The sequence below is a fragment of the Bradyrhizobium sp. 154 genome (assembly GCF_023073875.1).
Lineage (GTDB): Bacteria > Pseudomonadota > Alphaproteobacteria > Rhizobiales > Xanthobacteraceae > Bradyrhizobium.
Genome location: NZ_JADPKG010000026.1, coordinates 42,892 through 51,848, shown reverse-complemented (window position 1 = coordinate 51,848; position 8,957 = coordinate 42,892). Strand labels below are relative to the sequence as shown.

Below are 8,957 nucleotides of genomic sequence, written 5' to 3'. Positions count from 1 at the left end.
GATGATCTGCTCTTCCGTAAAGCGGCTGTGCTTCATGCTCTGGTCCTCATATGGGCCAGAGCGAACTTCAATCTGGATTAAGTCCAGGGGGCAAGGTCAAGTGCGATTGGTTGCGGCGTCGGTTACTCGGCCGCGGAGGCTCTTGCTCGACCCGCGTTTACCCTAAGCACCACCAGAACGGCGGTTACACTTGTGACAGTTACAGCGGCCGACCTGGGCTTCAAGGGCGAGACGGTGCCGTTGCGGCAAATCTACGAACTCGCGCAGCAACTGGGCTTCGGGCTTGCACCGCCCGAAATCGCCCCGCAGCTTAGACTTCAATATCTGGACCAGCCTGTAGGTGAGTTTCTGGTGATCGGGATGAACCCGATCCGGACATGGACTGGTGAAGAAGTCATCCTGCCCGTGGCAAATGGCGGAGCGGGCCTCATTCTCATCGGCCACGATGGTCGCCTCGATGCGGAGATACCTGTGACCTCCCGCTTCGTGTTCCTGCGCTCCTTGCCCATGGCGCCAGCGGCGCTGATTCGAAACTGACTGTCCAAGATGGCCGAGGTGATAAAATGCTGGCGATCCAATGCGATGAAGTACGTTGCGGTTCCATTCTGTGCACTGCTGCTGTTCACGACCGCGATACTTGCGCGAGATGACGGGCGCTATGCGAACTCCCCGCTGAAGTCGTGGTTCGAGGGTCACCGCGGGGACATACGACATGGTAGCGGCCTTCCATTCCCACCGGCTGCCGGGACGTATTCTAGGATCCAAGGGCGCCCTAACCGCCCCGTCGGCGTTCTCCCTTTCTGAATCAGCGATCAAGGACTCGCGGACTATTCAGGCCATTCGAGCCGTTAGCCCGACCCCGAGAATTGAGTTCTGTGTCGGGATTTTAGGCGGCGAAGCGCGAGCTCGAACGCGGTCTGCTCCGCCCAGACCCGCAGCGTCGGCTTGCGGGCGTTCTCGAGCAAGAGCGCGAGCGCCGGCGCCCGGATGGCCGGTAGCTCCAACCCGAGAACTTCCAGCAGAGCATGACAATCGTCGACGGCCCGGTGCGCCTGGTGGAAGAAGCCGGCGCCGTTCAGCAGATATCCGAGCTGCGAGCCCGCGAAGCCGTGTTTGCGCCAGTCGATCTCGCTCGTGCTGCAGCCCCACGCCTTCTGCTCGAACACGGGCCAGTAGCGTTCGAAAAATTTCCGATCGAACCCGCTGTTGTGCGCGATGACCACGACCACCGAATCGTCGACGAAGGCGTTCACAGCGGCCTCGTCGATCTTGTGGCCAGCCACCATTTCGTCGGTGATGCCGGTGATCGACGTCACCTCCGCCGGGATCGGCGCGGACGGCTCGTTGAAGGCGGAAAACGTGTCTCTGACGCAGACGATCCGCCCGTCCGGCGTGTAGTCGAACTTGACCATCCCGAGCTCGCGCGCGGAAGCCTACGATATACTGCGCGGCATGGCCGGAAAGCTGGAGAAGGCGCTGGTGACCGCGTTCAAGCCGGTCGCGCTCACGAGGTGAGCGCGTCGACTGCGCCGCAACCTCGGCTACTGCGTCGCTCGGTACGGTCGCGGGAAAATCGATCTGCTTCAAGCCAGACTAATCGGTGCCGACTAATCCGCGCTGCACCAAACTTGCGTCAGAGCGCATTGCCGCATCTAGAATGTTCTGGAAAACTTCTCGCCGATGATTGGGTCGGTGCCACCGAATTGGTTCGGTGGCCGCTATGGCGGGAAAGATCAGTATGGGCGCGCGGCGCGAAGTGGTGTCAGCGGTTCCTTACTACGATTCGAGCTGCGTGATGTGTCGCCATCCTAAGCATGTGTGCACGCTATATCGACGCTGTTATCATCGCTCTAGTGCAACGGACCTGAATGCCTTGATTGCCAATGAATTCTACGGAGGTGAACCGCTTCGCTGGTCCGCACCGCGTGAACTCGGAATGCATGTGCCCGACGAGCCGGTAGTCTGCTCCTCCTGCAGGAGCGCGCCTCCTCGGATTACTTGCTGGCTTCAACGATCCGACGAACACGCCTGAGCCTTAGGTGCGCGGAGCGTAGTAACCGTATGTTCCGCTTTGGTGTGTAGCTGTTTACGCCGCAATCGTTGCAACGGCTGCGTTCGCGCTGAACTTCAGAACATGGTTCGAAAAGCAGGTTCGTCTTGATTTAACGCTCATGCCCGATGCTGTCCTGATTGGCGGCCAAGTAGCGCACAGCAGTTAATTTTGATCATCCGCGCATTTGCTCATGCACCTATGGCGGAATTCGGCAAGCTCTTACTACTTGCGCTAAGGCGCGCCTCAATTAGACGATGATCCGGGCTTTGCATCAGTTCGTTCCAAATTCGGGAACGCGGCGAAGCAAAAGTCCCGAGCGTTGCACATTTACAACCCGCACAGCCATTGGAGATACTAAGCTCATCAATCGAGACGGGCCGAAACATACTCTCATAGCTTACTTCATACGAATAGCGGGGACGGAAAGTGTTTGATGTCTATCGCAATGATAAGCGCGACTTTCTCGTTCTAAGCACAGGCGCTGCGATACCCGTAGTTTGCTCTCGGAATAAGTGGCGCAAGAGCAGAAAACGAGTTCTCAAAGTCAGCGACGAGATCAAGTCAGCCGTTCAAAGACAGGGCTATTACGTTCGCAGCTTGCGGGTCACCAAGGAGCGGATGATCTAGGTCGAGCAGGCCGGCGGTTTCTCGGTGTGCTACCTCTACAGCATCACCCACCATCAAGCCTTCATTCTCGCGTCTTCCGCATGGTCAACCGATGCGTTGGCGCCTTGCAGCCGATGCCGGTGTCTTCCCGTACTATCCCGCGCCCATGATCCGCAACACAGATGCCGGGGACCGAGAAGTCGCTGAAGTTCGTACGCTTCATTTGTCCGGATGGCGCTGCGTCTGCTCCGGCGTGCTATGTCCCGCTGTCTGCGAGGTTCGGTTTGTGGTCGCTTCAAACACGGCGATACGCCGATCGAATTGCCATAGCTCGATGTCGTTGGCATCAACTAGCTGCTGAGCGCGTTCTCTTGCGTCCTGCTCGTCGGCACACTGCAAACTGGCCACGCTTATAACGTGGCGGTGCTGATCCAGAAGGTAAGCTCGGTAGTGCGCCATCCCCACGCTCCCCAACGCCGAGAGCAACATTACTCCAGTGACGCAAAGGAAAACCACGGAAATCTGAGTTGGGGAGTTCACGCTTGATGTCTATCGCTTTCAAAAAGTCCATGTGCCCTCGAACGCCCGCCGATTGCACACTCGCGTCAAAATGCCAGAGTGGTAGAATAGACCGCAAGAATTCGCACCAAACAGAGTGCATTCGTGAGTGCTGCAAGTACCGGCGACGCGCGAGCGATGAACATCTTGCGCGAACTGCACGAGGCCGAGACGGAGCTGGTCGGCAAGACCGTCGTCTTGGCTGACGGCAAGGCTGGCACAATTGATCGCGTCTTCCTCGATGATGAGCACGGACTTCGCATCTCGGTCGCGGGACATGAAGGTCGCTGGCCGGTTTCGACGATGAAACACATTGAGGGCTGATCGGCCGTGCGCCCGGTGGCAGCGTTACCCTCCCAGCAGCGCGCGCTCGACGACCTGCGATCAATCAGTGAATGGTTGACTTCACCGGGTCTGCCGATTGATCGAGAGCTGTATTCTCCTCGGCCTCTCGCACTCGGCCTCGAAGGGTCTCAAGTTCGGCAAGCTGAGAAAGAAGCGCCTGAGCGCGCAGGCACAGGACAACGCGGTTGTACGCCCGATTACGGTTACTCATTGCACGCCCCCGATGTTTGAAGAGTTGGCTCCTTGGGTCGGTTCTCATCCCCGTATTGCAAGGGTTTTCTCACCCGGCCAGATCAAGCGAGCTGGTCGAGCTACCGACGTTGCATTCCCGGAAGTGGGACGACAGCTCAAGCTCAGCCAAGTGTTCCCAGCATTCCGCGTCCGCGAGGAGTTTCCATTTGTTCATGCTGTTGTACGCGGCCTGTTGACGGCACAGCGAACCCATCGCGCGCAAGCGTCGCACCTTCTCCACTGCGAACCTCCTTCAGGTTTTTTCCAAAACATTGTTGGTCTCGGATGGAAAGTCTCGCAGATTAAAATGACGGGTGATAGTCCGGTGTTTGACTGGTTTAAATGACAGCGCAATCGTCTGACTTTTCAGCGGCGTAGTATTTTCAGAAAGCGCTTGATTGCATCCAATGCTTCGATCAAGGACGGCCGCACTGGTCGAGGTGGCAAGCGTGGCTTGCGAGGGGGCATCGTGATCACAACAAACAAAACGTTGATCAGTAGCCATAGCCCAAGAACTAAAAGGGTAGTCCGCACGCGAACGTCCCAAATTTAACTAAATATAGGGGCACCGCGCGGGACAGTAATGACCGCTTTGCCTCTCACGGCCAGCACAGCCAACCGATTGTCGGCCGTGCCACCATGGCTGGAATTGCATCATGCAAAAGGCCACCAACTGAGAGCCTCTGAGGTCCGTCGGCTTCACTCACGTTCATAGACGTATAAACAGCGCCCTTCAGCAGTCCGTCCACGCCTGAACACGCGTATTGCACGCTGCTAAGCGCATGACCGTCGCGGTCGCCTATTTGATCCTGGATTGGCGCACCAATAACGCTGCACTCGTAACGACCAACTGGATCTGCCACGGCAACTTCGTTTGCGGCAAGGAAAGCAAGCACGAAGCAGATAAAGGCGGACGGTATTCGTAGGACATGGATATCAATCATGGGAATGCTCCATCGGAAAAAAGGACAGTATGAATGCGGATGCATCCTAGCCCTTCTGCAACCGCAAGCAAGCTTATGCCGATCGTCCCTACGCCGAAGTTGATCGAATGCCGCCGGCCGCGGTCATTGCGCTACCGCGATGCGGAATAGAGTGGAGGCGAACGCATCTGGTGGCTGAAGACGGCTGCCTTCGAAGGTGAGTTTTAATGTTGGAGGCTTGAAACTTGCTGGTTTCTGCTGGGGTTTGTTTCAGCCAGAAGAAACACCGTCGCGGAGGAGGAAAACATGAACCAGCTAAATCGGCCATTGAGCAGGAGCGCAGTTATAGCTGGCAGCGTCGCTGCTGGTCTTCTTGCGCTCTCCGGTACGGGCGCCTCGGCTGCCATTGCGTGTAGGGGAGACGTTTGCTGGCGTGTTCATACGCCCTATCTCTACCCGCCGTCTTCGACAATAGTCATCCATCCTGACTATTGGAGGCCCCCAACTCCGACAATTGTCATTCGCGAGCACTGGCGTCCGGTGGAGCGCTTCACGCGGGAGTACATCGTGCGGGAGTATGGCAGCTTCGACGATCCCGAATGGTAGCCCAAGCCGCATAAAGGCAGACTGGAAGCCCCAGTACGTACATGGCACCCTGGGGGCGGGACTCCGATTGTCCTGGGTTGTTGCCTGTCTTAAGCTCGACCGGTGTGCTGTTGCGCCACCGATGCCACGATAGTTCGCCGCAGGCAAAGAAAGGCCCCAGTCCGGGGCTGACTCGAGACTGGGGCTAGCTGGTCTACTCGGCACCCATTGTTGGGGGATGCTCGCTTTAAAGGGGGCGCGCTTTGGTTCAATCTGAGCTCTCACTCGGATCGGCTGTCTTGCTCAGCCGCGGTCGCGGTGGTGATGCTCATGATGATGGATGAGGCCCCTCCAGACTTCGCGATGGCGGTTGACGTCAACGACGTCGAAAGCAACGCCGTCAGCGCCGGCGGGGTCACGACGGCGAACTTGCCGCAGTTCTTCACGCGCGGCCGACCGAAGCACTCGAAGCGAAGTTAATCCATCTATTTGCGCAGACAGCTCAGCCGCCAAGCCGCCTGAGTGGAGTTGCTCATGAGTACTGAGCCGAATCCCGACCGCACCGTGATCCTATTGTTCGCGATCGCAGTGACAATCACAGCCTTCGCAGCATTCGTCACCACGTTTGAGCGGGTTGGGAGCACCACACATGATGCCAAGACTCTCTCCGGCACCACAGGCTTCGCCAGCCCTCGGCGGCCTCTCGATCGCGGAGCGGGGCGACCAGCAGTGCGGAAGCAAGCAGGGCGCCGCTTCCGTGCGCTGCGGCATAAGATCCGCTGCCGGACTTTCGAACGACAGCCGACCCGAAAGGCAACGAAACAGACGAGCAACGACAGTATGGTGTCCGCCTTTCCACGTTCACGCTACCGGTCGTCTTTTGAGGCTTGCATGTTCCTACCTCTAATTGCATACTTTCCCGTTATCGCCTGCACATCGTTTCAATAGAATTGTTCGAGGCGGTGATGAGTAATCGAGGTCAGGTTTTCAACTTTTCGGCTATTCTGCGCGAACGGGTCGAGGGGCTGCTCGCATTTTTCGGGGAACTGCAGACGCTCCGAGGGCGCCTACGCGCCGCTAACGCGAGACGGATTGGCAGTGGTCGGCGTATCCGGAAGTCGGCCCGCAGAAGGAGAGTTCTTCGGCGGCCGTAACTACCGTTCAATGCGACAAGTGGTCTTGTTTAACGGTACATTGCGGAGAGCGGCTAGTGCTCACCTTTCAGGAAAAATACTGCGCCTCTGTCACTAGCCTGTGCAAGAATCTCCCATTCTGATGCGAACCTAAGCCATGATTCCCGATCGGCCTCGTTCTCCGCCAGGCGGGCCGATTGGCGGCATTCCTGCGCCTCCTTTCGCAGCCGCTCGGCATCTGTAGGCTTCAACTATTCACCATCGGTATGGCACGCGTCTATTGTTGGAAAAACGCCGCTTGCCGTTAGCGGGTTTCTAAAGGTTTCCGCTTCATCTCGGCAGCGCGCACTTCTACAGACATGCGGCTCGTTCCAAGAGCTTCGACGATCTCTTGCCAGGACTTTCCTGCCTCTCTCATCTCTAAGAGTTTGGCTTCATCCTCGCGCGTCCATCGGCGACGTTGGGTCGTCAATTCAAGTATCCGTCTTAGTGATCATTAGGCTCACAGCTCTGCTGAGCTTGATCGCTCTACTACGGATGGCTTGGACGGACCGCTTCAGCGACCTAGCCAGGTCGTACCAAGAAGCTTCTTCAGACATCATGGTAAGCAGTTTTTGTCCTCTTCAGCCATCCAGCGCTTGCTGCCCTGTGCTCGGGAACTCAGTGGAAGAGCCGACTTCTGACGCTCGTTGGTCCCACACTGATCTATTCAACAATGCATGATTCCTTGCTCCCGACGCTTAGGCTGCTATTGCTTGTGGCAGGCGGCACGATTTTGTTGCCCACGCTGACGTCGCTCGCGGTTGGAACGGACATGCCTTCCTTGTGGGCTGTGCAAGGGCTGTTCTCGTTTATCCTCGTGATGGTATGCAGTGCGCGTTCCAGAATATCGCAATTTCATCGTGTAAACCTTGCCATCTTCGTTGCAGCGGTAGCACTGCTTGCCGCCTTCGTGGGCGCGCCCGTGCATGCTGTTTACCGCAATACTCATGGCTACGAAGAAGGTCGAAGCTTCTACAAGTCGGCCGCCCTCGAGGTGACGCGGCTTTGGCACCTCAACACGAGGATGCCACTTAGAGCCATCAGTGGAGATGATGCGTTGGCATTCGGGGCCGCTTTCTACAGTGCTGACCACCCCTACTACGCACCTCCCGCTGCATTGCAAGTATCGCGTACCACGATCCGAGAGCGCGGTTGGGCTGCCCTCTGCTTTGCCGACCAAACAGATTGTATCCAACGGATGAAAATCATAGCAGAGCGTGCCGGCCCTCACATCCACACTCGATTTGAGGTGCAATCCCATCTTTTGGGTATCCCGGGCGTAAAGCGAGAGGTCGTCGCGATCATCGTTCCGCCCTACGAGGACGAGCTCTCGCCAACTCCCGCCGGCAGCTCGGAAGACTTCAGCGCCATCCGTCGGTCATCCGAGCAGCGTTCCGGCGACCAGCACCGGAAGACCAACCAAAAACAGCCGGCTCGTTTCCGGGGTAACGAGCCCCATCCCGCCGAGGGCCAGTAGCGATATGGCGAAGGTGCGACCGCCGTCGGCTGCGATACGGAACGATGTTCGTCTCGGGGCCAACCGCGCATTACACACCACAGGGTCGGCAGAATACCGCCAAGCCCGGTCGAGCCGCCAAGCACCCCATTGACGAAGCCAATGCCAGCGTCCGCGGTTCGCCCCGCCCCCTTCAAATCGGGCATTTTCGGGCGCAGCAAATTGTAAAGGCTGAAAGCGGTCAGCAGCAGCCCGACAGCCGTCCTCAGATGCAAGGCCGATGCAAATTCAAGAACGACGATGCCCACGGGGATCCCGACGGCGCTGCCAACGACGAACGGTAACAACCGCGACGGAAGGATTGTGCGCCGCAGCCGCCAGGTCGAGTAGCCCTGCACCAGAAGCGCATAGGCCAAGATCAATGTTGTCGTCTGTACGGGTGTCAGAGCAAAAAGCCAGATTCCGGCGGCGACCATGCCGAATGCAAAGCCCGCGAGCCAGGTCACAAAGGCGGCAGCGAAAGTACCTAGCAGGAAAATCGCAAGATCGAACGAAATCGCAGAACTCATGACGTGCCCCTTAATGTGGTCAATTGATTGTCGACGGTGGACAAGCGATCAGCCGTGCGTCTCTTTGTTTCGACGCAGCAAAGAAGAAACGCTGTTACGGGGAGGACAACATGAACCAGCTGAACCGGTCGTTCGGCAGGAGCGCAGTTTTAGCCGCCAGCGTCGCTGCTGGTCTTCTTGCGCTCTCCACTACGGGCGCCTCGGCTGCCATCGCGTGTAGGGGAGACGTTTGCTGGCGTGTTCATGTGCCCTATCTTTACCCGCCGTCGCCGACAATTGTCATGCATCGGGACTATTGGAGGCTCCGACCCCGACGATTGTCATTCGAGAGCACTGGCGTCCGGTCGAGCCCTTCACGAGGGAATACGTAGTTCGAGACTATGACGATTACGGAGGCCCCGACTGGTAAATCTACGAGACTTCGCTCTTCAGCGGCCTCTCAGCTTGTGAACGACT

Annotated in this window: 6 protein-coding genes and 2 pseudogenes; 3 read left to right on the top strand and 5 right to left on the bottom strand. The window is 57.8% G+C overall.

The features are described 5' to 3' along the window. Positions 1-102: 102 nt before the first annotated feature. Positions 103-537 (top strand): annotated as a pseudogene (locus tag IVA92_RS04690) (hypothetical protein); the annotation flags it as partial. Between the two features lie 365 nt (positions 538-902). Here IVA92_RS04690 and IVA92_RS04685 read toward each other — a convergent pair. Further along, positions 903-1,421 (bottom strand): annotated as a pseudogene (locus IVA92_RS04685) (3'-5' exonuclease); the annotation flags it as partial. Positions 1,422-2,479: 1,058 nt separating this feature from the next. Between IVA92_RS04685 and IVA92_RS04680 the strand changes: the two are divergent. Continuing rightward, complete coding sequence (locus tag IVA92_RS04680; protein ID WP_247278644.1) at positions 2,480-2,680, top strand: hypothetical protein; 201 nt, start codon at positions 2,480-2,482, stop codon at positions 2,678-2,680. Between the two features lie 198 nt (positions 2,681-2,878). Here the strand turns inward: IVA92_RS04680 and IVA92_RS04675 are convergent, their stop codons facing one another. Further along, positions 2,879-3,118: a hypothetical protein gene (locus IVA92_RS04675; RefSeq protein WP_247278643.1), complete on the bottom strand. Its 240-nt coding sequence runs from the start codon at positions 3,116-3,118 to the stop codon at positions 2,879-2,881. Between the two features lie 237 nt (positions 3,119-3,355). Here IVA92_RS04675 and IVA92_RS04670 point away from each other — a divergent pair, with 237 nt between their 5' ends. After that, a complete protein-coding gene (locus tag IVA92_RS04670; protein ID WP_247278642.1) occupies positions 3,356-3,541 on the top strand; it encodes a PRC-barrel domain containing protein in 186 nt (61 codons plus the stop codon). A 301-nt stretch (positions 3,542-3,842) separates the two neighbouring features. Here the strand turns inward: IVA92_RS04670 and IVA92_RS35935 are convergent, their stop codons facing one another. The 3 genes from IVA92_RS35935 to IVA92_RS04655 all read right to left on the bottom strand — a co-directional run bounded on the left by IVA92_RS35935 (position 3,843) and on the right by IVA92_RS04655 (position 8,501). Further along, positions 3,843-4,034, bottom strand: coding sequence for a hypothetical protein (locus IVA92_RS35935; RefSeq protein WP_122406599.1), 192 nt, complete (start codon positions 4,032-4,034; stop codon positions 3,843-3,845). Between the two features lie 358 nt (positions 4,035-4,392). Continuing rightward, positions 4,393-4,737, bottom strand: coding sequence for a hypothetical protein (locus IVA92_RS04660; protein WP_247278641.1), 345 nt, complete (start codon positions 4,735-4,737; stop codon positions 4,393-4,395). A 3,053-nt stretch (positions 4,738-7,790) separates the two neighbouring features. Then, positions 7,791-8,501 carry a sulfite exporter TauE/SafE family protein gene (locus IVA92_RS04655; RefSeq protein ID WP_247278640.1) on the bottom strand — a complete coding sequence of 237 codons (711 nt, stop codon included), beginning with the start codon at positions 8,499-8,501 and terminating at the stop codon, positions 7,791-7,793. Between the last annotated feature and the right edge of the window lie 456 nt (positions 8,502-8,957).